We start from the raw sequence: 26,001 nt of genomic DNA on the forward strand, positions 1-26,001 counted from the left end.
CGCGTGCTGCATTAGAACCTCAGGCTGGCGCCAAGGGTCACGGAGCGCCCGTATCGGTAATAACCGTTGGGCAGGCTGACGGTGCCGTTGGTCAGTCGTGGTGCTTGCTCGGCATCGGTCAGGTTATTGCCTTCGATGCTGATGCGCAGCGACTTGTTCACATCATAGGCGAGCTGGGCCGTGAGCCAGGTCACCGAGTTGGTCACCTCGTTGAAGCCGGAACCGATCACGTTGGTCGCAGTGACGAACGAATCGGTGAAGTCGGCTGTGGTACTCATGCTCCACGGGCCCCGTTCGTACAGGATGCCCAGCGATGCCGTTGCTGGCGCGATGCCTTCGAGTGGGCGTTCGACGCCGCCGACCCAGCTGCTCGACAGATTGCGCGTGTATTGCGCGCGCACGCCGAAGCCGTTGTCGAACAGGTGCTGCAGGCCGATCTCCATGCCGCGCGCCTTGGCGCTGTCGCCGTTGATGGGGCGCTGCACGTTGAACAGGCGTCCGCCGGGTGCACCGATGTCCTGACCGGCCAGGTAGAGATTGGTGATCTGGTTCTTGATGTTTTTCTGGTAGACGGCGAAGGTCAGTGCCGAGCTTTTGGCGTAATACCACTCCAGCGAGATGTCGGCCTGGTGCGCCGTATACGGCTTGAGGTCGGCGTTGCCGCCGTAAATCTGCGTGAAGTCGCCCCACGAGATGCTGGCCGTGGTGCTGGACGGTGCCAGCTTGTCGACGGATGGGCGCGCCATCGTCTTGGCGGCGCCAACCCGCAGCTGCAGCTTGTCGGTCAGCGAGTAGGTGAAGTTACCCGACGGCAGAGCGAAGCTGTAGGTGGCATCCTGACGCACGATCGACGGATCGGCGTAGACAGGCGTGAAGTTGAATGCGCCGTTCTGCACGATGTCTTCGATCTTGGCGTCCCACGCCTGCGCACCGGTCTTGGTGCGCACGAAGCGCACGCCGACGTCGGCGAACCAGCGCTCGCCGGCCAGGTCGGCCTGCACGAACGCGGTCGAGGTCTTTTCTTCGACGCGGTAGCTTTCCAGCGGGTTGAAGGCTGGCGCTGACAAGGTCGAGCTGTAGACGCCGCCGCCTGGCCGTGGCTTGCCGTCCAGCCCCGCCAGTGCCTGCGCGTAGCGGTCGACGTCAAAGCCCAGGAAGCTGCGCGGGAAGTTGCCGTTCACGCCCGACAGGAAGCCTTTGGGACTCAGCGTCTGGTTGATCACGTTGCCGCCCAGGGTGCCGACGTTGATCGCGTTTTCGCCAGAGTAGTGATCCTGGCCCGAGTTGAACGCATTGTTGATCATGTCGCGTGACTTCTTGCGGTTGGTCTGGCTCAGACCGAACTTGAGGTAGTCGATGCTGTAGCGGTCCACCTTCCAGTCGGCATTGACGGTCGCGCCGCCGATGCGGTCGTCGATATTGTCGCCCGCGCGGCTGTAGAAGTGGGTGTTGAAGTCGTTGCCGCTGAACAGGCCCTGGGCCAGTCCGCTCTGCAGATCGCGGCCATCGGCCAGCGTGGTCGTCACGTCGGGCACGGCGGCGCCGGTGAGCCGGATGCGCGTCGTGTTCGGCTGGTTCATGCGCAGCACGACGTAGCTGTCCTTGCCGCCGGAGTCGCGCTTCGAGGTGGACAGATAGACGTCGCCGGCCACGTTCAGCGTCGGGGAAATCCGCCATTCGGCCCGGGTACCGTACATCGCGGTATCGACGACCCGGTATTCGGTCTTGTTCAGCACTTCGGGATTCAGGCGCAGCTCGGGGTCGTTGCTGTTCAAGGTCAGGTCTGTCACGACATTGTTGGTGACCTTGACGTCGGACCAGCGGCCCGGGGCGTACAGCGGGTAGTACGACAGCTGGTAGCCCACCTGGGGTGAGTCGAGCCGCGTCTTGAAGCCGTCAAAAATGACCTTGACGTCGCTGCTGGGCCGCCACTCCACCTTGCCCGAGAGCGCGATGCGCTCTTTTTTCTCCATGATGGAGCCGAAGCGGAACTGGCCGGGCCCGATCAGGCCTTCTTCGCTGGGGTCGAGTACGCCGTTGCCGTTCGGATCGATGGCGCCGCCCCAGGTATTGCCGTATTCCCAGAACTGGCTTGGGTCGCTCGGGATAGGATTGCGCGACCAGCCGCCGTCGTTGCCGGCGGTGTCGGTGCGCACGTCGCGCTTGGCATAGACAACGCCGAGCAGCACGCCGAGCTTGTTGTCGAAGGTGTTGCTGTAGGTGGCGGACAACTTCTTGCCGTTCAGGCTGCTCATGTCGTTGCGGTCAGCCTCGGCGCGCACCAGGCCGCGCTGGCCTTTCTGGTCGAACGGGCTGGCCGAGCGCAGGTTCACCAGGCCGCCGATGGCGCCTTCGATCAACTGCGCCTGGGTCGACTTGACGACGTCGGCGCCGCTGATCACGTCGGCCGGCAGCACGTCGAATGCGAAGTAGCGGCCCGCGCTGTCGGTGCCCAGCAGGCGCCCGTTGAACGTGGTGATCGTGTAGTCAGGGCCCAGGCCGCGGATGCTGACTCGCTGGCCTTCGCCGCCGGCCGTGCGGGAAATCGAGACGCCGGTGATATGACTGAGCGAGTCGGCCACGTTGTTGTCGGGGAAGCGCCCAAGTTCCGTCGCGCTGATGCTGTCCTGGACGACAGCGGCATTGCGTTTGAGTTCCAGCGATTGCTGCAGACTGGCACGGGTGCCGGTCACGACGACTTGCTCCAGTTTGCCGGCATCGGGCGCGATGACATCCTGAGCGCGGGCCGATGTCGCAAGTGTGGCAAGCGCGAGCAGACAGGCAGACGTGAGCGGATTGAGCATAAACCGATCCTGACGATCGGCGCGCGAGCGGCACTGTGAAGGAGAATTCATGAAACGCTTCCTTTATAAGTTGTTGGAGCAGCGTGGCAATGGCTGGCAAACGGAAAGGCTGTCTAGTTGCGATCACTGCCTCCACGAGCCGGAGTACTTACCAGCTGATGTGACTCGATTCTTTCTTTCGTTTTATTTCGTATTGCTTGAATCCTCATCTCGCAGCTTTCGGTTGAGGGATATCGAAAGTCTTCGACATTGCTCGAACGATCGCTGTGACACCAAGTCTATAGCGAAATTCTGTGTAATACAAAACATCTTTCGTTTTTTCGAATTTCCGTTGTGTTAACGTATTTCATGAAAATTCTTTCATTCGAAAGTCGGGTCTGCCGCGGATTTTTGTTTGGTGAGGTGCGCCTGTGCACAGGCAGATCGGAAGCGCGATCGAACGGTGCCGAACCGGTTGGATGCGGGAGGGGCGGGAAGGGAGAACTGGTGACCGGGTTCGATGGGTTATCCCCGAAATGGCTTCGGGACGCGATCGTGGTCAGCGGGGATTTGGATGGGCGTAAACGAATGCGAGAGCGCCAGGGCCGGAACAGGCCACTGCGCACGGCATCGGGCTACCAGCAGCCCGATAGTCGCGCCAGCCTGTCCGGGACCAGCGGCCTGTCAGCCCGCCAGGTAGTCGTCGGCAGACACCACCGACGCGTAGGCAAACGCAAGTGCCGACATGAACGCGGCGTGCACCTGCGCGGCCGGCACGGTTTGTCCAACGAACTCAAGGTCGCGCGTGGCGCATGCATCGTGCACGACCGTTGTCTTGTACCCGAAGTCGGAGGCTGCACGGGTCGTCGCATCGATGCACATATGACTCATGGCGCCAATGACCGTCACCCTGTCGACGCCGTGGTCGTCAAGCAGTGCCTTGAGATGGGTCTTGAGAAAAGCATTCGGGAAGTTCTTGACGATGACCGGTTCGCCCTGCACCGGCGCCACGGTGTCGTGGATCTGGACGGCATCCGTTCCCGGCGTGAAGACGGGCGCGTCCGGGTCCGTTGACTCGTGGCGAATATGGATGAGCAGGTCGCCTTTGGTGCGGGCATCGGCGATCACGCGCGCTGCATTGGCCAATGCGTCATGGATGCCGGCCAGGGCCAGTTTTCCGGTAGGGAGATACTCGTTCTGGAGGTCGACGACGACGACAGCATGCTTGTTCATGGTGATGTTCCTTTCATTGAAATGAGGCGGCCAGCGACAATATCGTGCACGTGTCGGGCCAGCCGGAAGACCGATTGTGCTCGCAACGACCACCATCGAACATTGGCCCGAAGGCTAACTTTCGATACAATCGGGCCATGTCTCTTATTGCGCCTGAAGTCCGCCATCAAAAAGTTGCCGTTATCGCCTTCGAGGGCATCACGCCATTTCATTTGTCGGTGCCTTGTCTGGTGTTCGGCAGCCACGTGGCGGGCGCTGATGCGATGTCGTTCGAGATCACTGTCTGCGCACCGCAGAGGGGCACGTTGCCAACCTCTGCCGGATTCGCGATCGCGATCGATGCCGACCTCTCGGCAGTCGATGAGGCTGACATCATCGTCATGCCTTCCTGGCACGCAGACGGGCGCAGTGCACCGGACAGCCTGCTTGACAGTCTGCGCCGCGGCCATGCGCGCGGCGCCATCATTGTCGGCTTGTGCCTGGGCGCCTTTCCGCTGGCACAGGCCGGCCTGCTCGATGGCCGGACCGTGGCAACGCACTGGCAGGCGGCAGACATGCTCGCGCAGCACTATCCCCGACTTGCCGTGGATCGGCACGTGCTGTACGTGGATGATGGCGACATCCTGACGTCGGCGGGTGTTGCCGCCGGCCTCGATTGCTGCCTGCATCTGCTGCGGCGATTGTGTGGTGCCGAGGTCGCTAACCGTGTCGCAAAGCACATCCTGGTCGCGCCGCACCGTGACGGCGGGCAGGCGCAATTCATCGAGCGGCCGTTGCCGGATGACGCTGCGGCAGGGCGGTTCGCCCAGTTGCTCGAATGGGTCGGTGAACATCTGCACGAGGAGCACAGCATTGACATGCTGGCCGAGCGCGCTGCCATGAGCCGGCGCAATTTCACACGTCATTTCCGCCTTGCTACCGGCACCTCCGTCAAGCAGTGGTTGCAGAATCAGCGACTGATCCATGCCCAGCGGCTGCTCGAGGCAGGGGACTTGTCGATCGAGCGCGTCGCGCACGTATCCGGATTCGGCACGGCGCTGTCGCTTCGGCAGCATTTCAAGGCAGCCCTGCGCACATCGCCGTCCGACTACCGCAAGCGCTTTCGGGCCAGTAGCGTTGAGCGCGCTGAAACCTGACCAGGGCACTGGCTGTAAGGATGGTCACCGGGTCGAGTAGAGCGGCGTCTAATCTCGCTGAAATGTAACTAACCAACGTATGAATTTGCGAAACGACAAACCCCGCGTTAGCGGCGGCGCCAACCTTGCGAGCACATGAAACCGTCGCCAGATCACGTGATAATCACGCCCGCCAGCGACGATCTGGCACCGCAATAATGCTAGAATGGCGCCCAGCTTGCGTGGTGCCAGCTTCTGGCAGGGCAGCTGCGAGTGTTTGCATAATAATAAAGCCCTGTTTTTACAGGGCTTTATGTTTTTGAACGATTTAGAGCGTTACTGAGGAAATCTGCGATGGAAATTAAGGTCAACTTTCTCGACAAGCTTCGTCTCGAGGCGAAGTTCGATGACTTCACGGTGATTGCCGACCAACCCATCCGCTACAAGGGTGACGGTTCGGCGCCGGGCCCTTTCGATTACTTCCTGGCTTCGTCGGCACTGTGCGCGGCGTACTTCGTCAAGCTGTACTGCGATACGCGCAACATCCCGACCGAAAACATCCGCCTGTCGCAGAATAATATCGTCGACCCGGAAAACCGTTACCAGCAGATTTTCAAGATCCAGGTCGAGCTGCCTGCCGATATCTCGGACAAGGACCGCCAGGGCATCCTGCGCTCGATCGACCGTTGCACGGTCAAGAAAGTGGTGCAGGCCGGCCCTGAATTCGTCATCGAAGAAGTCGAAAATCTCGACGCCGATGTGCAGGCCTTGCTCACGCTGCAGCCGTCGACCGACTCGCGCACCTACATCACCGGCAAGGACCTGCCGCTCGAGCAGACCATCGCCAATATGTCGGGCATGCTGGCCGATTGGGGCATCAAGATCGAGATCGCCTCGTGGCGTAATATCGTGCCGAACGTGTGGTCGCTGCATATCCGCGACGCCCATTCGCCAATGTGCTTCACCAACGGCAAGGGCGCAACGAAGGAAAGCGCACTGGCCTCGGCACTGGGCGAATACATCGAGCGTCTCAATTGCAACCACTTCTACGCCGGCGCGTTCTGGGGCGAAGACATCGCCAACGCACCGTTCGTCCATTACCCGAACGAACGCTGGTTCAAGCCAGGCCCGAACGACGCGCTCCCGGCGGAGATTCTCGATGCCTACAGCCTCGAGATCTATAACCCGGACGACGAACTGCGTGGCTCGCACCTGATCGACACCAATTCGGGCAATGCCGCGCGCGGCATTTGCGCGCTGCCGTACGTGCGCCAGTCGGACAATGAGGTCGTGTACTTCCCGACCAACCTGATCGAGAACCTGTACGTCAGCAATGGCATGAGCGCCGGTAACACGCTGGCCGAAGCGCAGGTGCAGTGCCTGTCCGAGATTTTCGAACGCGCCGTCAAGCGCGAGATCCTGGAAGGCGAATTGTCGCTGCCGGACGTGCCGCAAGAAGTGCTCGCGAAATACCCGGGCATCGTGGCCGGCATCGCGGCGCTGGAAGAGCAGGGCTTCCCGGTACTCGTGAAAGACGCGTCGATGGGCGGCACCTATCCCGTCATGTGCGTGACGCTGATGAACCGCAAGACGGGCGGCGTGTTTGCCTCATTTGGCGCGCACCCGAGTTTCGAAGTGGCGCTGGAGCGCAGCCTGACCGAACTCCTGCAAGGCCGCAGCTTCGAAGGATTGAACGATTTGCCGCAGCCGACCTTCGCCAGCAATGCCGTCACCGAGCCGAACAACTTCGTCGAACACTTCATCGATTCGAGCGGCATCGTCTCGTGGCGCTTCTTCAGCGCCAAGGCCGACTTCGATTTCGTGGAATGGGATTTCTCGAGCGAGGGCGAACACGCCAATGCCGAAGAAGCGGCGACGCTGCTGGCGATCCTGGCCGACATGGGCAAGGAAGTCTACACGGCGGTGTACGACCAGCTTGGCGCGACCGCGTGCCGCATCCTGGTGCCGGGTTATTCTGAGATCTATCCGGTCGAAGACCTGATCTGGGATAACACGAACAAGTCGCTGCTGTTCCGCAGCGATGTCCTGAATCTGCATCGCCTGGACGACGCCAGCCTCGAAGCGCTGATCGATCGGCTGGAAAACAGTGAGCTCGACGAGTATTCGGATATCGCCACGCTGATCGGCATCGAGTTCGACGAGAATACCGAGTGGGGCCAGCTGACCGTACTCGAACTCAAGCTGCTGATTCACCTGGCGCTGGGCCAGCTCGAGGATGCCCATGAACTGGTCGGTGCGTTCTTGCAATACAACGACAACACTGTCGAACGCCGCCTCTTCTATCAGGCGATGAATGTAGTGCTGGAAGTCTCGCTCGACGACGATCTGGAACTGGACGATTATGTCGCCAACTTCCGCCGCATGTATGGCGACGAGCGCATGGACGCGGTGCTCGGTTCGGTGGACGGCAGCGTGCGTTTCCATGGCCTGACGCCGACCAGCATGGCGCTGGAGGGGCTCGATCGCCATCACCGCCTGATCGACAGCTACAAGAAGCTGCACGCAGCGCGGGCGAAGGCGGCGGCGCGCTGAGCTGGTGACGGGCCGGCGTTGTTGCTACCTACAGCAAGAACGCCGGCCCGCCGCTGCCTGGTGAGTCACCATGACTAATGCAGGCACCCATGAACCATCGTTGACGTCAGACACCCCGATAACTCACGTTGGCGACGCTTTCGACATTCATTTCTGCTTGTCTGCAAGTACCTCTTGTAACAGCTTGCGGGTTTGATTCAGCGAATCATTCCATTGAGCGCCTGGAAGGTAAGCAAAAACAGGGGCATCTCCAGGGTTTGCTGCAGCAAATTTAGGATCACGAACCACTGTTTCAACGGCTTTCTGCAGCTGTTGGGTGATATTCGCAGGAACATTTTTATGGACTGCAAATCCACGTTCCGATGACATCGTCACTTGCAAGCCTGATTCAATCGCCGTTGGCACCTGAGCCAGCGCCTTGATTCTGGTTCGGGAGAGCTGCGCAATAGCACGGTATTCGGCCGTTTTCCCATGATGGAGTTCTGGCACTTCACTTGCGCTCACAACCGCAACATCGATGAAACCACCGAGCAGGTCGGTGCGCTGTGCTGCCGTTCCTTTGTAAGGCACCTCGTTCAACGACAATCCCGTCTGCTTGCTGATCAATTTGGCAGCAATCTCGCTATTCGTCCCGATGCCGTTATTTCCGAATGAGACAGAACCTGGTTGCCGTTTGAGTGCTGCCAGAACACTGGCGACGTTGGTATATTTGCTGTCCGATCGAACAATCAATACCGTCGGATCATCGACGATCCGGGCGACCAAACGAAAGTCTTCGGGTTTGTATTGGGATTTTTTTGACATCGGCACGTACAGAAATCCCGGCATGTTGACAACCGCAACGGAATAGCCATCTGCCGCAGCACGTGCAACGTAACCCGTGGCAATTTCGCCTCCCGCGCCAGGTTTGTTCATGACGATAAACTGTGTTTTTTCGCCGAGTGGTTTTTGCATGAACCGCGTTATCTTGCGGGCCAGCAGATCAGTGCCGCCGCCTGCCGCGAAGCCGACTACCACTTCAATGGGTTTGTCGTTTGGCCAGGCGGCGTAGGCTGGTTGGCAAAGTGCAGTGCCGATAATGGCGCTGATCAAAATCTGTCGGCCACTCTTTCTGTTCAGTCGGTTCATCGATTTATCTCCAATTATTTTAATTTTGAAGCGCCTGCTGATGGCCATCAAGGCGTCGCGGGTCGCGGTAGGTCGCATTGAGACTGCAGGTAGCGCCCCGGATAAACGTTGGGAGATCAGGCACGTTCTGTGACAGGGTATTTCCCCATTAAACTTTCCGGGACACTGCTGCAGTTCAGGACGCATGTTAGATCACGAATTCTGCATGAAAAAAGCGAATAATTTCGATTTGGAGTCATTCGCTTTTTTCGTGGTAGAAGATCGTTGTGATAGGCTTGTGTCATCCCGAACACCAACGATGCGCGTACGAACCGGCGTCGAGTGACGCTGATTTATCGCAAACGATGTGAACCCAATCGACCTGCCCACACACGACATTTCATGACTCTCAAACAACTAGAAGCGTTTTACTGGGCGGCTACTCTCAACAGCTTTTCCGCCGCCTCCGGTCGTCTGAATGTCACGCAGTCGACACTTTCCAAACGCGTCGCGGAACTGGAGTCTTCGTTGGGCGTGTCGCTCTTCGCCCGTTCTGCCAATCGGACGATACTCACAGAGCACGGACAGCTTGTCTTGGCGAAAGCCCAGCAGATGCTGGTCATGGAAGCGGACATCAAATCGCTGCATGGCGGACCACAACCTCTGCGCGGAACGTGCCGTTTTGGCATCAGCGAGTTGACCGCGCTGACATGGTTTCCGAAATTTGTTTCGCGGATCAATGAGCTGCATCCGCAATTGCTGCTTGAACCTTACGTCGATCTTGGTTCGGCGCTGGAAAAAAAGCTGATGCGGGGGGAGATCGATTTCGCCATTTTGCCAAAAACCAGTTCGGGCAACACGATGTTGTCCACCGTGGCATTGGCAACGCTCGATTTCGCCTGGATGGCGTCGCCGCAACGCATTGCCGCAAAGGACGAGCTGACGATCCAGGAGATCGAGCAACATCCGATTATTGTCATGACGAGCGAGTCGAGGCTGACCGAATCTTTTCAACAGTGGTCATCGCAACACAATGTCACCGTTCGGCGTGTCCTCGCGTGCAATAGTTTGAGCGCTATCGTCGGACTCACTGTCGCAGACGTTGGCATCAGTTTTCTCCCGCGCCGGTTTCTCGAGCCGATGGTTCAGCAAGGCAAGCTTAGCGCCTTTCAAAGTAATCCTGCTTTGCCGGCCATCGAATATTGCTTCCGCTGGCGAGCCGATGACACGCGCACGCTCGGTCCAACCCTGGCGCAGCTTGCCCTGGAAGAAGTGGACTATTCACTGACGTACGGGTTCTAGGTTTTCTGTGCTTGCGCGTGTTATGGCGATGACCGCCATGAAACCGTGCATGAAGTCCAACCGACCTTGTTCACGACGCATGCGTTGCCCTTATGGCAGAGCCGTGTCGCATCAGCGCTGAAAAACTTTTTATACCCGAATAAAAAAAGCCTCCGCGTTAGCTGCGAATATTTTTCACCGCGAAAAAAATGAATAGCAGCCGATCGAAATAATTCTCTTTTTTCTTGCTGGGGTCGTGATCTACCATGGGTGAAAGGCTGCAGCTCGATCTGCAGTCCTACAACAATAACGAACATGGAGACAAGCCTTGGAGAATTCTTCGGGTAAGCGCACGCGCTACCGCTGGATCGTCTTACTGATGATCTACGTGACCTACATGATTGCTGGAGCAGACCGCGCCAATATCGGCGTACTCATTCCCGTCATTCGCCAGGACTTCAACCTCTCCAACACTGACGTTGGCGCACTGGCAAGTCTCTTCTATATCAGTTACGCCATCATTCAGATTCCGGCAGGTTATCTGTTCCAGAAATTCGGTGTGCGCAAGCTGCTCGTTGGCTCGATGGTGCTGACGTCGCTGGCAACGCTGGTAACCGGTCTGGCCGCAACTACGCTACAACTCAAACTCGCGCGGTTCGTGCTGGGAGCTGCTGAAGGTCCGATCAATATCGGTATCGTGTCGACGATCAATCGCTGGTTTCCCCCTCAGGAAAAGGGACTCGCTACTGGCGTATTCATGTCGTCCATCAAATTTGCGCCTGCATTCGTCCCGCCACTGTGCGCGTTCCTGATGCTGCATTTCGGTTGGCGCGAAGTGTTTTTCATTTTCGGCATACCCGGGTTCGTGTGCGCGGCGTTGTGGTATTTCCTGGTGCACGATGACCCCTCCGAATCAAAACGGTGTTCGCCGGCTGAGGTCGCGTATATCAAGGATGCACCACGCCAGGATGGAGGCGACAGCACCACGCAGCCTAAGCAGGTCGTCAGTTCGCGTGACTGGATTGATGGCCTGATCCGTACCCGCGATGTGGATCTTCTTCAGACCAACAAAGAAGTCCTGCGGTCGTGGAATGTATGGGCCTGTGCACTGGGATACTTCTTTATGGTCGGCATCACCTACACGATCATGACCTGGATTCCGACCTACCTTGTTTCGGTCAAACACTACTCGATTATGAAAATGGGGCTGGTCGCGTCGGCTCCCTGGGTGGGCGCCATTGTCGGCAACATCCTTGGCGGCTGGCTGTCAGACCGCGTATTCGCCCGTCGTCGCAAGCCCGTCATGCTGATTACTTCAGCTGCAACGGTGCTGTCGATGTTTGCTCTGATTCATGCCCCGGCCGCTCCGCTGGCATTGTCTGCGATGTTTTTTTGCGTTGGCGTGTTGCTGAATCTGGGGTATTCGACGTTCCTCGTCTACCCGATGGCCATCGCCGCGAAAGAACGCGTCCCGTTCACGGCCTCGATCGTTAATACGGCAGGCTCTCTCGGCGGGGCATTCACACCATTCGTCGTCGGCGTGTTGCTCGACAAGTTCAGCTGGACGTGGGTATTCGGCCTTCTTGCAGCAACCTCGCTGCTGACGTTCGTGCTGGTCGTCTCGATGATCGAACCGCGCGTTCGCACCCGCTTTTCAGACGCCGCCACCGACGTGGATGCGCTGTCAGGAACTACCAAATCTTCTTCAGCTCCTTAAGGCAAAAAATGGCAATTTTTATCATGGACCGCATTGCGCAAGAGGCGGTTGATTTTCTGCGCGCTCATCACGAAGTCGTCGATTTTCCCATGTCGCGTGAGAAGGATTGGCGGACTGAGGCAACTGCGATGATCGTCAGAACATTCCAGATGCGTGAAGCTGAGATCGCATTAGCGCAACACCTGAAGATTATCGCCAAGCATGGCAGTGGCGTCGATAACATCGATATCCCTGCCGCGACACGCAAGGGAATCACGGTAACCAACACGCCCGGCGCGAATGCGGACGCGGTGGCCGAGTATGTGCTGACCCTAGCCCTGGCCACGGCGCGCCGGGTCGCACTGTCAGATCGGCGCCTGCGAACAAGCGTGCCTGGACAGGTGCAGGACGGAATCGAGCTTGGCGGAAAGACCCTCGGCCTGATTGGTCTCGGGGACATCGGCTCGCGTACGGCAAGCCTTTTCCGCAATGCGTTTGCCGCCGAGGTGATTGCCTACGATCCGTATGCGCCGGCGTCGGCATTCGAACAGTGCGGCGCCCGCCAGGTACGTGACGTGTCGAGCGTGCTGACCGACGCTGACGTCATCAGTCTCCACGTGCCACTCATGGACAGCACGCGACATCTCATCGGCGCTGCGGAACTCGCAATGATGAAGCCGACCGCGATTCTGATCAACGCCGCGCGCGGCGGCATCGTCGATGAGTTGGCGTTGCATGCCGCCTTGCTTGACGGCCGGATTGCTGGTGCAGGGAGTGACGTTTTTGAAATCGAGCCGCCGCCTGCAGAGCACCCCTTGCTCAGTCTCGATAATTTTGTCGGCTCTCCCCACGTGGCAGGCAGCAGCCGTGAAGCACTTCAGCGAATGGGATTCGGTGCTGCACGCGCAGTGCTTGCAGTCCTGTCTGGCGAAACGCCGCCCCATGTTCTCAACAACAAGTAATCACCAAAGGACCCCAATGAAAACTACGAAATTCGACAATGTCGCCGAGTTCGAGCGTGTTTCTGCCAATCTGGTCGATGAGGCACGGCAATTCCAATCCGCTGTCCTGTGTGACGTTGCAGGACGCCGCGGCGCCCTTCACGCACGCATCCAGGGGCTGTCTCCAACAATGAAGCTGGCCGGCCCTGCATTCCCGGTCGAGGTACGGCCGGGCGACAACCTGCTGTTTCACGTTGCCTTGGCCCTGGCCAGACCTGGCGACATCATCGTCGTTGATGGCAAAGGCTACGAGTCGAGCGCACTTGCTGGCGAATTGATGGCAACACAGGCCATCGCGGCCGGCATCGGCGGTTTTGTCATGGACGGCGCCATTCGCGATACCGACACGCTCGGGAACGGACCGCTGCCGATCTTTGCAGCAGGCCGCAATCCGGCCGGCCCAACGAAGGGTCTTGACGGACGCGTGGGCACAACCGTTGCAATCGGTGATGTGGCCGTGCATCCGGGCGATCTGGTGGTCGCCGACTGCGATGGCGTGGTGGTGATTCCTCGTACCGACGTGCCCGCCGTTCTGCTGGCGGCGCACCAGAAGCTCAAGGCGGAAGCCCAGCGCCTGAAAGAAATCGAAGAAGGGCTGCTGGTGTCGCCTTGGCTCGACGACGCACTGCGGATGGCAGGCGTGATCGGCAAGGAAGAAACCCTGCTTTGATCACCACGCAGGGGATGGCAATGCGCGTCCCCGGCCTGGCTGAGGGCAGCTTGCTTCAGTGATCGTTTCATTTAACTGAAAAAGAATGACATGAACAAGAAACTGTTATCAGTACTCAGCCTTGCCCTTGGCGCGAATGCGGCCTTTGCCCAATCCAGTGTAACGATCTACGGCATCGCCGATGCTGCTATCGTCCATGAGCGCGGTGGCGCCGGCGGCAACGTGAACAAAATTACCAATGGCGGCGTTTCTGCATCGCGCATCGGCTTTCGCGGCAATGAAGAACTCGGTGATGGAATGTCCGCATTTTTCACGCTGGAGAATGGCTACCGCATCGATAACGGCGAGGTGGATGTTGCGGGAACGCTGTTCAATCGTCAGGCGTTTGTCGGTTTGAAGACACGTGCGGGTGCGTTGTCAATTGGCCGCCAGTACACGCCCTGGCACCAAACACTGGGCCAGGTCGCTGACCCATTCGTGACTGGTTATGCAGGGACATCCAAGAATCTGTTTCCCGATTCCGGGACGAATGTACGGACCAGTAACACGATCCAGTACACGGCGCCGGTCATGCAAGGGTTTACTGCCGATCTGGCTTACAGTTTTGGTGAGCAAGCCAGCAGCAGCAAGACCGGGCGGCAGATGGGCGGGTCCATCGGGTACGCGAGCGGGAAACTCGCTGTACGTTATGCGTATAACAAAAAAAATACCGATGTCGCTGGGTCACCGGGTGTCGCGCCAATTTCGAGAGACGACAGCACCAACCACCTGATAGCGGCGAATTACAATTTCACGGTCTTGAAGTTGCACGCTGCATATGGCAGGGACAAGGGCTTCAACAGCGCACCGATACAGAATCCCAATAATCCATTTGGCGGTGTCCGGCCAACGCCGTCAACGAACAGCAATGCCATGTTGCTCGGTTTGTCAGCGCCAGTGCCTGGTGGGACTCTCATCGCGTCTGTCATGCGCAAGGACGACAGGACAAATGTCGATCAAGACGCGCGTGCCTGGGGCGTCGCTTATGTGTATGCACTGTCAAAGCGGAGCACCCTCTACACATCGTACGGTGCTGTCGTGAATAAAAATGGCGCTGGCTATACGGTCGGTAGTAATGGCGAGACGGGCTCCGGAGATCGTGCATTCAACGCCGGGATGCGACACGTTTTCTGAAAAATCGTCTGCACCTGGGCCGTAGGCGCGTCGTGAAGTGGTTTGCTTCACTGCCTACAGCAGGAACGCCGGCCCGCCGCCGCCCGGCAGCACGTCATCCTGGGACGTCTCGTCCTTGAGTGCCACGCCGCTCAGCTGCCGTAGTTGCGCCTGCCTAAGCAGATAATGCAGCCGGGCAGCGGCTTGGACATAATCCAACCCCGCCGGCCTGACGTTCGAGATGCAGTTGCGACGCTCATCCGTCAGGCCGACGCGTGGCGCCCACGTCATGTAGATGCCCATGCTGTCCGGTGCGCTCAGACCCGGGCGTTCGCCAATCAGCACAACGACGATCTTCGCCCCCAGTAATTCACCGACTTCATCGCCCACGGCGACGCGGCCTTGCTGGACGATCGCCAACGGCGCCAGCATCCACGCTTCGGCGGCCAACTGTAGATGCAGCGCTGCGAGAAACGGCGCGGCATTCTGCGCGATCGCGTGTGACGACAAACCATCCGCCACGACGATGGCCAGATCGCAGCGGCGGTTGCCATCGTCACGATCGGTCAGAAGCGCGCGTGATGGCGCATCGAGCCGCCGCCCCAGATCCGGTCGCTGCAGATAGACGTTGCGGTTCGCAGCCGCGCTGTGCAGCAGGAGGGGGGGGCCAGCGTGCGGCCACGCTGCCTGCAATGCTGGCTTGAGCGCATCGATGTCGAGCGGAAGATGCACGGCGTCGCGCGCCCGCGCATGCGCGAGCTGAAAGTCGAGCTGTGCGCCTGTCGGCTGGCTGATGCCGGCAGCGCCCAGCGCAATGCGGGCGTCCGTAAATTTGCGCAGGGCTAGCCACTGTGCGGTGCCGGCAATGGGGTCGTCAATCGAATCGGACATGGGAGCAACCTCAGGATGACTGCAGCAGCGCGCGTTGAAATGCCGGGGGCACGGTCCGCCCCAGCTCAACCTGGCCCGCGCCCTTGAAAATACCCATCGCGCGCAACCACGCATCGAACTCTGGCGCCGGCTGCAGGCCGAGCGCGCGGCGCGCATACAGCGCATCGTGGAAGGACGTCGTCTGATAATTGAGCATGATGTCGTCCCCGCCGGGAATCCCCATCACGAAGGTGCAGCCGGCCGTGCCCAGCATCGTCAGCAGCACGTCCATGTCGTCCTGGTCGGCTTCGGCGTGGTTGGTGTAGCAGACGTCGCACCCCATCGGCAGGCCGAGCAGCTTCGCGCAGAAATGGTCTTCCAGGCCGGCGCGGACGATCTGCTTGCCGTCGTACAGGTATTCCGGCCCCATGAAGCCCACCACGGTGTTGACCAGCAACGGCTCGAATGCGCGCGCCACAGCATACGCGCGGGCCTCACAGGTTTGCTGGTCCACGCCGTGGTTGGCATTTGCGGATAGCGCGCTGCCCTGGCCGGTCTCGAAATACATGACGTGGTTGCCGACCGTCCCGCGGCCCAGCGACAGGGCAGCGGCGCGGGCTTCGCCGAGCAGCGCCAGGTCGATGCCGAAGCTGGCGTTGGCCGCTTGTGTACCGGCGATCGACTGGAATACCAGGTCGACCGGCGCGCCGCGCCCGATCGCCTCGATCGTGTTGGTCACGTGCGTCAGCACGCATGACTGGGTGGGGATGTCGTAGCGGCTGATGATATCGTCCAGCATCGTGACGAGTTTGACCACCTGCGCGACATTGTCGGTGGCCGGATTGATGCCGATGACCGCGTCGCCGCTGCCATGCATCAGACCGTCGAACAGGCTGGCCGCGATGCCCGACAGGTCGTCGAGCGGGTGGTTCGGCTGCAGTCGCGTCGACAGCGTACCGGCCAGGCCGATCGTGTTGCGAAAGCCGGTGATCACGCGGCACTTACGCGCTACCAGCACCAGATCCTGGATGCGCATGATCTTCGATACCGCCGCCGCCATCTCGGGCGTGATGCCAGGGGCGACGTGCGCCAGCATGACGCCGTCGACCGCGTCGCCCAGCAGCCACTCCCGGAAACTTCCCACGGTCAGGTGGCGGATCGGCGCGAACGCGGCAGCGTCGTGGCTGTCGATGATCAGGCGCGTGACTTCATCGGTTTCGTACGGTACGACGGCGTCGTTCAGGAAGGTGCGCAAGGGCAGGTCGGCCAGCGCCATCTGCGCGGCGACGCGCTCTTCGGCGCTGCCTGCGGCAACACCGGCGAGATGGTCGCCCGAGCGTGCGGGCGTGGCCTTGGCCAGCAGGTCGCGCAGATCGGCGAACCAATACGTTTTGGTGCCGACGACATGGGAGATCCGAGGCATGAAGGCGGTCCTTCGCTTGTAGGGGGGCAATAGCGGGCGATTGCGCTGCACGACGCTCATGTTAGCAGCGATAGTGCCACAGGTCGGGTGTGTTCAGGGCGCGTGGCGACGGCGGCAACGGTGTGATAGCATCGCCGCTGATCTTGCACCATTGGCAACTCGCCACCATCACGACGACACCGACCGATCCGACAATGTGAGAACCCCTTCCGACACACCTGCTTTTTCCTGGCGAATGCGCCTGGCACTGCTGCTATCCGTGGTGATCCACGCTCTGCTGCTAAGCATTCCGCTTGAGGGCGATGTGTTCGGACTTCCAGGATTGCGCATGCCGTGGGAAGAGCGACGCCTCGCGGTGACTGAACTCAATGTCAGGCTGGCGCCGGCGCCAGCCGCAGCTCCAGAGCCGCCGCCCGCACTCACTGCGAAGGCAGAAGCACCGGTCGTTGCGAGTCAGCCGACGCTGCCGGCCGCACCAGCAGCAACCGCGCCTGCGCCCTCCGTGCCGCAAGCGCCGGTCACCAGGGTCCAGCCAGCGCCAGCGCCGACGCCACAGAACGACGACGCGGCCGGGGCGCGCATCATCGCACTCGATGACGACAAGCGGGAGACGGCGATCGAGGAAGAACGCGTGCGCCAACAGGTGGTCCAGCGCGAGGCTGCGCGCGCAGCGGCAGCCGTTGCGGCTGAACAGCAGCGGACTGCCGAGCTGGCGGCACAGGCCCAGGCACAGGCACAGGCACAGGCACAGGCACAGGCACAAGCAAAGGTACGTGAGCAAGCCGCGCGGGACGCCCTGGCCAGTGCCGAGGCGGCGCAACGCGAAGCCGAACGTGCCGATGCACAGCGCATCGAGGAAGCCAACCGCGATGCGGCGGGCCAGCGTGAGGCTGCCCGGGCAGAAATCGCCAGGCAGGAGCAGGCCAAACGGGAAATAGCGCGTCAGGAGCAGGCCCGTCTTGACGCCGCCCGTGCTGAAGCAGCCCGCCAGGAGCAGTCGAGACTGGCGCAACAGGAAGCAGCACGTCAGGAAGCTGCACGTCAGGAAGCAGCACGCCAGGAAGCAGCACGCCAGGAAGCCGCACGCCAGGACGCAATCAAGCAGGAAGCAGCACGCCTCGCGCAGTTGCCACAAGCGCCAGCGGCGCCCGTGCAAACCGCGCAGGAAGCGCAGCGTGAAGAGCGCCTGCGCGCGATCGGCCGGCAGTTGAACCAGGAAGCCGCGCAGCGTGACGCCGCCGGCGGACAGCGTCGCGGCTGGCTGCTGGGCCGCGCCGATGCCAACGCCGACCTTGTGGCGTACGCGGAAGCCATGGGCCGCAAGATCGAGCTGAACATGAGCCTGAGCGCCGTGCGCGACATCGTCAGGCAGCCGCACCGGCAGCCGCTCGTGACCGTGGCCGTGCGCAGCGACGGTTCGGTGGAGCGGGTGACGTTCGTGACCTCGAGTGGTGTGCCTGCGGTCGACGAGGCAATCCGCCAGATTATTGCCAGTCACGCGCCGTATGGACCGTTCCCGCCGGCGCTGGCGCGCCAGTACGATGTGGTGGAAATTCGCCGGACGTGGCTGTTCGATGTGGCGGTGCGCCTTCAGTAAGAACGCAGAAACACCATCCGATCGGTTCGCCAACAGGTGGCCCGGCATGTTAGGGTGCTGTTTTCACTCACCTTAAAGCAACCTGCAACCATGCAAGACCTCTCCAAATACTCGCTGGCCAAACTTCGTGCTCTTGAAGAACAGGTCAACGATGCACTCAAAACGCACCATTTCCTCAGCATCAGCAAGGCGCGCGAACAGATCCTCCACATCGCCCGCAATGCCGGCCTGACCGAGAAACAGGTGCTGGCGATCAAAGCGCCGGTACCAGGAAAGCCGACCGCCGCCGCTGTCAGCTATACCAATCCCGACGATTCTGCCCAGCAATGGAGCGGTCGTGGCCGTCAACCGGCCTGGGTCAAGGCATGGCTTGCCGCCGGCAAGTCGCTCGAGGACATCAAGACGTCGGTTTGATCCGCGGCCCGGTCAGCGTCAATCGCGCGCGGTACGCCATTCCTGGGCATTGACAGGCTGCTCGTGTTCATGCCCGCAGTTCGTGATCCTCTGCTTGCCGAACTTTTCGATCATGTCGATGCTCGTTGCCGGCGAGCGCTCGGTGATGCAATAGATGCCGCCAGCCGTGACGACGCGCGTGCGTCGCGCGCCGTCGCCGCCATCATTGACGAGTTCAACGATCTTGGGCGCTTCCCACCAGCGGCCCGGCGCGACTGCCGCCGCCTCGGCAAACCCGCGGGCCATGCGGATCTGCGGGCTGTCCGGCGGCGCGACGATATACGGCTTGCTGCTCTTGCGCAGCGTGCGCTCGATGGCGCCCGCTTCGCGCAGGGCTTGCTCGACGCTCAGTCGCGCGCTCCCTTCAACAGGCGTCATGTCACGACCATCGGCTGAAAGAACAACGTCCGGCCCGGTGGTTGGCTGTTCGATACCCGACGCTACCGCTTGGCCAGTCCGGGCGGCTGGTGCAGCGACAGTTGCGCGTTTGCGTTCCGCGGGAACGCGGACATCGCGTGTGGCAGGCTGCGGCCCGCTGTCAGGCACGTGCACCCACTGGGTGAAGACCGCCTGTCGCTCGTCGTCGGGCGCTCGTTGGCGGCTTGCCTGCCATGCGGCCAGCAAGGCGGCGTGCAGCAGCATGGCGACGCCGATGCCCAGGACGCGATTTTCGGAAGATGACAACGATAGCGGACGTAAGTACATATTCACCAAGTATAGTCAGCACCGCGCGTCAATTATTCGCACATTCTCACATTTCACCAACCAGTCAATTCGAGGGAAACATTTTTCTGGTGTATTTATGTCAACTGGTTTGCATCATGCTGCGTTATTAAGACACATTTCAGGCGCCGCCGACCGCGGCACGCCCGATCCATGCAGACTTCAGGAGAATGAATGCGCCGTTTGAACCTCACGCCGGTATGTGCCGCCATCATGCTGCTGTCCTCGTATGGCGCACCAGCCTTCGCGCAGGTCGTCACCGACTCGCCGGCCCCGGCACCCCAGGCGCCGGAAGCACCTGCTGATGCAGCTCAGGCCGCGCCGGCCGCACCCACCGTCATCAAGGTCACGGGCCTGCGCCAGAGCCTGCGCTCGGCCGAAGACATCAAGCGCGATGCAGCGCAGGTGGTCGATGCGATCAACGCCGACGATATCGGCAAGTTCCCCGACCGCCATGCGGGCGATGCGCTGCAGCGCGTCGCGGGCGTGCAGGTCGGCCGCGATCGCGGCGAGACCAGCAACGTCACCATCCGCGGCTTGCCCGACGTCGCCACGACCCTGGACGGCAACGAGATCTTCACTGCGGCCGGGCGTCGCCTGGCGTACCAGGATTTGCCGGTGCAGTCGATCGGCGGCATGGAAGTCTACAAATCGGCCACCGCGAACCAGTTCGAGGGCGGCATCGCCGGCGCCGTGAATATTCGCCTGCGCGCGCCGTTCGACGCCAAGGGCTTCGTGGCCACCGGCTACGTCGAAGACCGCGTCAACCAGATCAACGGCAGCGGCAATACGGCCGACAAGCACAGCCCGGGCGGCGGCTTTTTGGTCAGCAACCGCTGGGACACCGATTTTGGCGAGATGGGCGCGCTGTTCGACGTCGCCGTCAACCGCGACAACTGGGCCTATCCGGTGCAATACAACGACCGGCCGTCGAACGTGTTCTCGGTGCGCCCCGACGGCAGTGCCACGCGCCTGGGCGAGTCGGCGCCGTTTGCACCGCTCGCCCCTGGCGAGGTGCTGGGCCAGCTGCCGCATATCGGCGGCACCTACAACGAAGGCGCGCGCGAACGCCAGAGCGTGCACGGCGCCTTCCAGTGGAAGATCAATCCGCGCACGACGGCCACCGCACAATATCTGGGCATGGGTTACCAGGGTCGCAACGCCGTCAACTACGCGTTTTCGAACGTCGGTTCGGCGCCGCGCCTCAGTGGCGTGACGCTGGGCCAGCAAGCCAATGGCTGCGCCACGTCGCTCGGCGTCATCTGCCCGATCCTGTCGGCGACTGCGCCGGCCGCGCAGTTCGGCGGCGCCAACGACTGGGAGCCGTACACCGCCACCAGCACCTGGGGCCAGAACGAACGCACCGCCACGCACTACCTGAACCTGGGCCTGAAGTACCTCGAGGGCCCGCTGTCGGTCGAGTCGCAGGTGGGCTACACGCGCTCGAAGTTCGTCAACGACACGCTGATCGTCGATCAGCAGGCGCCTGGCGTGAGCGCCAATGTGTACGCGTATGGCGCCGACGGCCATGGCGGCTTCAATGCCATCACCAAGGGCGGCAACGCCAACGTGCTGCAAGACCCGAATGCGTATGTGCTGCGCGGGATGGTGCAGAACTGGAACGAGCAGGCCGGCACCCAGCTGCAGTGGCGCACCGACGCCGTGTACCGGATGCCGGGCGACGGCGCCTTCAAGGCGCTGCTGGGCGGCGTGCGGCTGTCGTCGCGCAAGGCGAGCTATCACGGCGCCGAAGGCCATGCCGACTTTACCGGCGCGCGCCCGACCCCGATCGGCGCCTTCGGCCCGGCCTTCCAGCACCTGGTGCCGGGGCTGGACCGCTTGGGTGGCGCCTGGAGCGCGCCGTCGGCTGACTTCCTGATCGACCAGGCCGACGCGGTGCGCAATGGCTATGGCCTGGCGAGCGGGCGCATTGCCGAAGACCCGGCGCGCGCGTTCGACCAGAAAGAACAGAATGTCACGCTGTATGCGGCGGGGCGCTGGGACCATGAGATTGCCGGCGTGGGCATCAAGAGCGAAGCCGGCGTGCGCGTCGTGCGCGTGAACCGCGACCTGCGCGGCCAGAGCCGCATCGGCGACGTGATCACCGACATCGACCAGTCGACGTCGGAAACCAATGTGCTGCCAAGCGCAACGGCGACGATCGGCTGGCGCGAGAACCTGCAGTCGCACCTGTCAGTCGGCAAGACGATCACGCGGCCCGAGTTCGGTGCGCTCAATCCATCGCTGTCCCTGATTGCGCCGACGGTCAACGTGGCGGGCAGCGGCGGGGCCGGCAACCCGTTGCTCGAGCCGACCAAATCCACCAACCTCGACGCCACACTGGAGTACTACTTCAAGAAAAATGGCTATGCGCAGATTGCATTGTTCCACCGCGATATCGACGGCTACCAGCAAAGCTTCACGCAGGATGAAACCATCGACGGCCAGCTGTATCGCGTGACGCGCCCACAAAATTCGGGCAAGGGCCGCCTGCGTGGCGCCGAAGTCGGCATCCAGAAGTTTGCCGACTTCTTGCCGGGCGCGTGGAGCGGCCTGGGTGCGCAGTTCAATGCCACCTATATCGATGGCGACAACCAATCGCGCACCGCGTTCGACAGCGACCAGTTCACGACGACGGCGCTCACCGGCGTCTCGCGCCAGAGCTACAACTTTGCGCTGCTGTACGAAGGCAGCGGCTTCACCGGCCGCCTGGCCGCCACGCGCCGGGGCGACTATGTCGAGCAGATCGCCGAAGCGCCGTTTGGCCAGGACCGCGTGGTCAAGGCCGCGACCTTTGTCGACCTGAGCATCGGCTACGAAATCAACGACAACGTGTCGCTGCAATTTGACGCCATCAACCTGACGCGCACGAAGTATGAGAGTTCGCTGGGACAGTACCAGCCGCGCGATATCCGCTACAACCCGACGACGTATGGCGTGAGCCTGCGCTTCAGGATGTAAGGCAGGGCAGGCTGGCGGTCGGGCCGGCGCTTGAGGGATAATGGCCGTTTGCCGGCGGGTGCGCCGGAATTTTCGCAGACCGCCATGACCTTCCTCCGCCGGCTTTTCGCCATTTCTGCTGCGCTGCTGCTCACTGCCTGCAGCACGCCTTCTCCCAACCTGCGCCTGATCGGCACCGCGCAACTGGCAGGTGACATGCGCGTCGGTGAGACGCGCGTCGGCGGCTTGTCCGGCATCGATTACGACAGCGTGGCCAGGGAATGGCTCATCATCAGCGACGATCGGGGCGTGCATGGCCCGACGCGTTTTTACCGCGCCCGCATCGACTACGACGCGCATCGTGTCGCGGGCGTGCAGATCACCGGCATGCAGCCGCTGGTGCAGGCTGGCGGCGCGCCGTATGCGCGGCGCGGCGAGCCCGGGCAGGTGGCCGACCTGGAGACGCTGCGCCTCGACCCACTCGAGCGCAGTCTCTGGTTTGCCGGCGAAGGCGACCGCGCCGCGCGCTCGCCGATGCTGCTGGCCCGCACCGGCATGGATGGCACGCCCCTCCGTGCGCCGCCATTTCCCCCAGCGCTGCAGATCCAGCCCGATGCGCAAGCCGGTGGGCGCAGCAATGCGGGGCCGGAGGGCCTGAGCTTCAGTGCCGATGGCCAGCACCTGTGGCTGGCGATGGAAGGTGCGTTGATCCAGGACGGCCAGGCGTCGGCGCCGGGCGAGGGCGCGCTCACGCGACTCAGTCTGCTGGACCGGCAGGGCCGCATCCTGGCGCAGTACGCGTACCGGCTCGAGCCGGTGTTGCCGCCGGGCCGCCCGGGCGGCTATAGCGAAAACGGCATTGCCGAAATCCTGGCCATCGGACCGCGCCGCCTGCTGGTGATCGAGCGCGCAGGCCGTCAGACGGCGCACGACTTCACGTTCGATGTGCGCCTGTATGACGTCGACCTGCAGGGCGCCAGCGCGCTCGACCCGGACGCGCCGATTGCCTCTGGCGTGCGGCCGGCCGTCAAGCGCCAGTTGCTGGGCAATGCGCAGCTGCCTGCAGGGTGGTCCGACAATTACGAGGCGATGGCGTGGGGACCCAGGCTGGCCAATGGCCACCGTTCGCTGGTGATCGCCTCGGATAATAATTTCAGGGATGGGCCGTCGCGCTTTCTCGTCTTCGATGCCGGGGCCGACAGCACCTGGCGCTAAGCACCGGCCAGGGTCACTGTCCCGCTGACTCTCCGCACTGCCGGCGTCGATTAATCTGGCCTTAATGTTGCCCCCATAAGTTTCGCCATGGGAACAACAAAAGGAGTGACCAGTGTCGACCACCATGCCATGCGCTACCCGCGCCAGCGCCACGCCACCTGCCGCAGCAGGGGCCGGGCGCACTCTTGAACTCGTGGCGCCGGACCATCCGGAACGCGCATCGCTCGAAGCCTTCATCGCCGCCGAGTTTGCCCGCGTCTACGGCGCCACCTTGCAGCATTTCTGCCATACGCTTGCCGGCCGTCGCGACAGCGCCGGGCGCTGGGTTGCTGCGCTCGGTTATTCGCTGGCGGGCGAAGGCCGGCTGTTTCTCGAACATTATCTGGACGGTTCCGTCGAGAGCGAAATCGGCGCGCGCACCGGCCGGCCGGTCGCACGCGGCAGCATCGTCGAAGTGGGCAACCTGGCCAGTACCGATGCGGGCGCCGCGCGCGCCCTGATCGTGGCCATGACGCACCAGCTGCATTGCCAGGGCCTGGTCTGGGTCACCTTCACCGCCACGCGCGCACTGCTCAATTCATTCGCACGGCTGCGGCTGGCACCGTCGGTGCTGGCGGATGCCGATCCGGCGCGCCTGGGGCAGGCACAGGGGGCATGGGGCAGCTATTACGCGACCCATCCGCAAGTCATGTTCGGCAATATTGGATTCGGTCATGATCAACTGGCGCGCTAATCTCCCCCCAAACGGCGCGGTGCTGGAAGGCGCGCACGGTACCTGGAGTGCCAGCGTGCTGATCGAGCGTGTCGAGGCGCTGGCGCAGATGCTGCGCGCGACGTTCCGCCCGGGCGCTGCGCTGGCGATTCTGGCCGACAACGGTCCCGAATGGATCGCCATCGACCTGGCCGTGCACGAGGCGGGCATGACGCTGGTGCCGCTGCCATCGTTCTTCACGCCGCCGCAATGGCGCCACGCGCTGACGCAGGCCGCAGTCGATGGGCTGTTCTGCGTCGATGCGGCGCTGGCCGGCGCGCTGGGCTACACCACGGCGGTCGCCACGCCGGGCGCTTTATCACTGTATGCCGGCGCCGAGATGCCTGGCACCGCGCCGCCCGGCGTGCAGAAAGTGACGTTCACGTCGGGTACCACCGCCCAGCCGAAAGGCGTGTGCCTGGGTTCCAGCCAGCAGTGGGCACTGGCGCAGGTGCTGGCCGATGCGCTGGCCGGCCTGAACATCCGGCGCCATCTGAATCTGCTGCCACTGTCGGTGCTGCTTGAAAACATCGCCGGTACCTACACGGCCATGCTGTCGGGCGCGCTCAATATCAGCCTGCCGCTGGCCATGACCGGTCTGCGCGGCGCGGCGTCGTTCGATCCCGGCGTCTGCCTTGCCGCCATCGCCGCCACGCGCGCCGAGAGCGTGATCCTGTTGCCGCAGATGCTGCAGGCGCTGGTAGCCGCGGTCCGGCCGGACGATCCACGCATTGCCAGTCTCAAGTTCATTGCCGTCGGCGGGGCCAGGACGCCCAAGGCGCTGATCGCGGCGGCGCAGGCCAGGGGATTCCCCGTGTACGAAGGCTATGGCCTGTCGGAGTGCGGCTCCGTCGTGTCGCTCAATCTGCCGGGGCAGGCGCGGATCGGCAGCGCCGGCAAACCGCTGCCCAATCGCAGCGTGCGCATCGCGCTGGACGGCGAGATCGAAGTCGGCGGCGGGGTCATGGCCGGCTATCTGGGCCCGAATTCCGGAGACCACACGCCTGCCGAGGGCACCTGGCTGGGCACCGGCGACATCGGCCATCTCGATGCCGACGGCTACCTGTACATCGACGGGCGCAAGAACAACGTGCTGGTCACCGCCTACGGGCGCAACGTGTCGCCCGAGTGGCCCGAGTCGCTGTTGCTGGGCACGGGCGTCATGGCCCAGGCGATGGTGGTCGGCGACGCACGGGCTTACCTGGCGGCGGCCATCGTGCCGCTGCAGGCGGATGCGCCGGATGCGGTGATCGACGCCGCCGTCGAACGGGTCAACCAGGAGTTGCCCGACTATGCGCGCATCGGCGCGTGGTTCCGCACCGCGCCATTCAGCGAAGCCGATGGCACCGCGACCGTCAACGGACGCCTGCGGCGCGACAAGGCGCGTTTGCGCTGCGCGGCGCACATCGAACAAATTTACCAGTCCTGAAGGAGCAAT

19 protein-coding genes are annotated in these 26,001 nt (G+C 62.1%); 13 read left to right on the forward strand and 6 right to left on the reverse strand.

Translation table 11 applies throughout. From position 1 onward, the window contains the following. Positions 1 to 11: 11 nt before the first annotated feature. Both IFU00_08740 and IFU00_08745 read right to left on the reverse strand, forming a co-directional pair. On the reverse strand, positions 12 to 2,855 hold the full coding sequence (locus IFU00_08740) for a TonB-dependent receptor (protein ID MBD8542366.1): 2,844 nt from the start codon (positions 2,853 to 2,855) through the stop codon (positions 12 to 14). 612 nt (positions 2,856 to 3,467) lie between these two features. Beyond that, complete coding sequence (locus IFU00_08745) at positions 3,468 to 4,016, reverse strand: cysteine hydrolase (protein ID MBD8542367.1); 549 nt, start codon at positions 4,014 to 4,016, stop codon at positions 3,468 to 3,470. Positions 4,017 to 4,153: 137 nt separating this feature from the next. Between IFU00_08745 and IFU00_08750 the strand changes: the two genes are divergently transcribed. After that, positions 4,154 to 5,152 carry a helix-turn-helix domain-containing protein gene (locus tag IFU00_08750; protein MBD8542368.1) on the forward strand — a complete coding sequence of 333 codons (999 nt, stop codon included), beginning with the start codon at positions 4,154 to 4,156 and terminating at the stop codon, positions 5,150 to 5,152. 333 nt (positions 5,153 to 5,485) lie between these two features. Beyond that, positions 5,486 to 7,684 (forward strand): OsmC domain/YcaO domain-containing protein, encoded by a 2,199-nt coding sequence (locus IFU00_08755; protein MBD8542369.1) that lies wholly within the window; start codon positions 5,486 to 5,488, stop codon positions 7,682 to 7,684. Between the two features lie 147 nt (positions 7,685 to 7,831). On the opposite strand, the gene IFU00_08760 is transcribed toward IFU00_08755, so the two are convergent. Then, on the reverse strand, positions 7,832 to 8,812 hold the full coding sequence (locus tag IFU00_08760) for a tripartite tricarboxylate transporter substrate binding protein (GenBank protein ID MBD8542370.1): 981 nt from the start codon (positions 8,810 to 8,812) through the stop codon (positions 7,832 to 7,834). A gap of 381 nt (positions 8,813 to 9,193) precedes the next feature. On the opposite strand from IFU00_08760, the gene IFU00_08765 reads away from it, so the two are divergent. From IFU00_08765 to IFU00_08785, 5 genes are all read left to right on the forward strand, one after another. Next, positions 9,194 to 10,093 (forward strand): LysR family transcriptional regulator, encoded by a 900-nt coding sequence (locus IFU00_08765; protein ID MBD8542371.1) that lies wholly within the window; start codon positions 9,194 to 9,196, stop codon positions 10,091 to 10,093. A 358-nt stretch (positions 10,094 to 10,451) separates the two neighbouring features. Next, positions 10,452 to 11,789 (forward strand): MFS transporter, encoded by a 1,338-nt coding sequence (locus tag IFU00_08770; GenBank protein MBD8542372.1) that lies wholly within the window; start codon positions 10,452 to 10,454, stop codon positions 11,787 to 11,789. Between the two features lie 8 nt (positions 11,790 to 11,797). Then, entirely contained in the window at positions 11,798 to 12,730 is a 933-nt protein-coding gene (locus tag IFU00_08775) for a hydroxyacid dehydrogenase (GenBank protein MBD8542373.1), read from the forward strand. 16 nt (positions 12,731 to 12,746) lie between these two features. Next, on the forward strand, positions 12,747 to 13,439 hold the full coding sequence (locus IFU00_08780; protein ID MBD8542374.1) for an RraA family protein: 693 nt from the start codon (positions 12,747 to 12,749) through the stop codon (positions 13,437 to 13,439). A gap of 90 nt (positions 13,440 to 13,529) precedes the next feature. Next, the gene (locus tag IFU00_08785; protein ID MBD8542375.1) at positions 13,530 to 14,612 is read left to right on the forward strand and encodes a porin; all 1,083 of its coding nucleotides are present in this window, start codon (positions 13,530 to 13,532) and stop codon (positions 14,610 to 14,612) included. A gap of 54 nt (positions 14,613 to 14,666) precedes the next feature. On the opposite strand, the gene eutC is transcribed toward IFU00_08785, so the two are convergent. Both eutC and IFU00_08795 read right to left on the reverse strand, forming a co-directional pair. Further along, positions 14,667 to 15,482 carry an ethanolamine ammonia-lyase subunit EutC gene (eutC, locus tag IFU00_08790; GenBank protein MBD8542376.1) on the reverse strand — a complete coding sequence of 272 codons (816 nt, stop codon included), beginning with the start codon at positions 15,480 to 15,482 and terminating at the stop codon, positions 14,667 to 14,669. 10 nt (positions 15,483 to 15,492) lie between these two features. Then, positions 15,493 to 16,884 (reverse strand): ethanolamine ammonia-lyase subunit EutB, encoded by a 1,392-nt coding sequence (locus IFU00_08795; GenBank protein MBD8542377.1) that lies wholly within the window; start codon positions 16,882 to 16,884, stop codon positions 15,493 to 15,495. 328 nt (positions 16,885 to 17,212) lie between these two features. On the opposite strand from IFU00_08795, the gene IFU00_08800 reads away from it, so the two are divergent. Together IFU00_08800 and IFU00_08805 are read left to right on the forward strand one after the other, a co-directional pair. Further along, on the forward strand, positions 17,213 to 18,481 hold the full coding sequence (locus tag IFU00_08800; GenBank protein MBD8542378.1) for a TonB C-terminal domain-containing protein: 1,269 nt from the start codon (positions 17,213 to 17,215) through the stop codon (positions 18,479 to 18,481). Positions 18,482 to 18,535: 54 nt separating this feature from the next. Beyond that, on the forward strand, positions 18,536 to 18,895 hold the full coding sequence (locus IFU00_08805; GenBank protein MBD8542379.1) for an H-NS histone family protein: 360 nt from the start codon (positions 18,536 to 18,538) through the stop codon (positions 18,893 to 18,895). Positions 18,896 to 18,913: 18 nt separating this feature from the next. On the opposite strand, the gene IFU00_08810 is transcribed toward IFU00_08805, so the two are convergent. Next, on the reverse strand, positions 18,914 to 19,576 hold the full coding sequence (locus tag IFU00_08810) for a hypothetical protein (GenBank protein ID MBD8542380.1): 663 nt from the start codon (positions 19,574 to 19,576) through the stop codon (positions 18,914 to 18,916). A gap of 255 nt (positions 19,577 to 19,831) precedes the next feature. Here IFU00_08810 and IFU00_08815 point away from each other — a divergent pair, with 255 nt between their 5' ends. The 4 genes from IFU00_08815 (at position 19,832) to IFU00_08830 (ending at position 25,992) form a co-directional block, all read left to right on the forward strand. Next, the gene (locus IFU00_08815; GenBank protein ID MBD8542381.1) at positions 19,832 to 22,618 is read left to right on the forward strand and encodes a TonB-dependent receptor; all 2,787 of its coding nucleotides are present in this window, start codon (positions 19,832 to 19,834) and stop codon (positions 22,616 to 22,618) included. Between the two features lie 84 nt (positions 22,619 to 22,702). Beyond that, entirely contained in the window at positions 22,703 to 23,812 is a 1,110-nt protein-coding gene (locus IFU00_08820; GenBank protein MBD8542382.1) for an esterase-like activity of phytase family protein, read from the forward strand. Between the two features lie 124 nt (positions 23,813 to 23,936). After that, positions 23,937 to 24,545 carry a thermostable hemolysin gene (locus IFU00_08825; protein ID MBD8542383.1) on the forward strand — a complete coding sequence of 203 codons (609 nt, stop codon included), beginning with the start codon at positions 23,937 to 23,939 and terminating at the stop codon, positions 24,543 to 24,545. Further along, positions 24,526 to 25,992 carry an AMP-binding protein gene (locus IFU00_08830; GenBank protein ID MBD8542384.1) on the forward strand — a complete coding sequence of 489 codons (1,467 nt, stop codon included), beginning with the start codon at positions 24,526 to 24,528 and terminating at the stop codon, positions 25,990 to 25,992. The genes IFU00_08825 and IFU00_08830 overlap by 20 nt, the downstream gene beginning before the upstream one ends. The last annotated feature ends 9 nt before the right edge of the window (positions 25,993 to 26,001 follow it).

Source organism: Oxalobacteraceae sp. CFBP 8761 (assembly GCA_014841595.1).
Classification (GTDB): domain Bacteria; phylum Pseudomonadota; class Gammaproteobacteria; order Burkholderiales; family Burkholderiaceae_D; genus Telluria.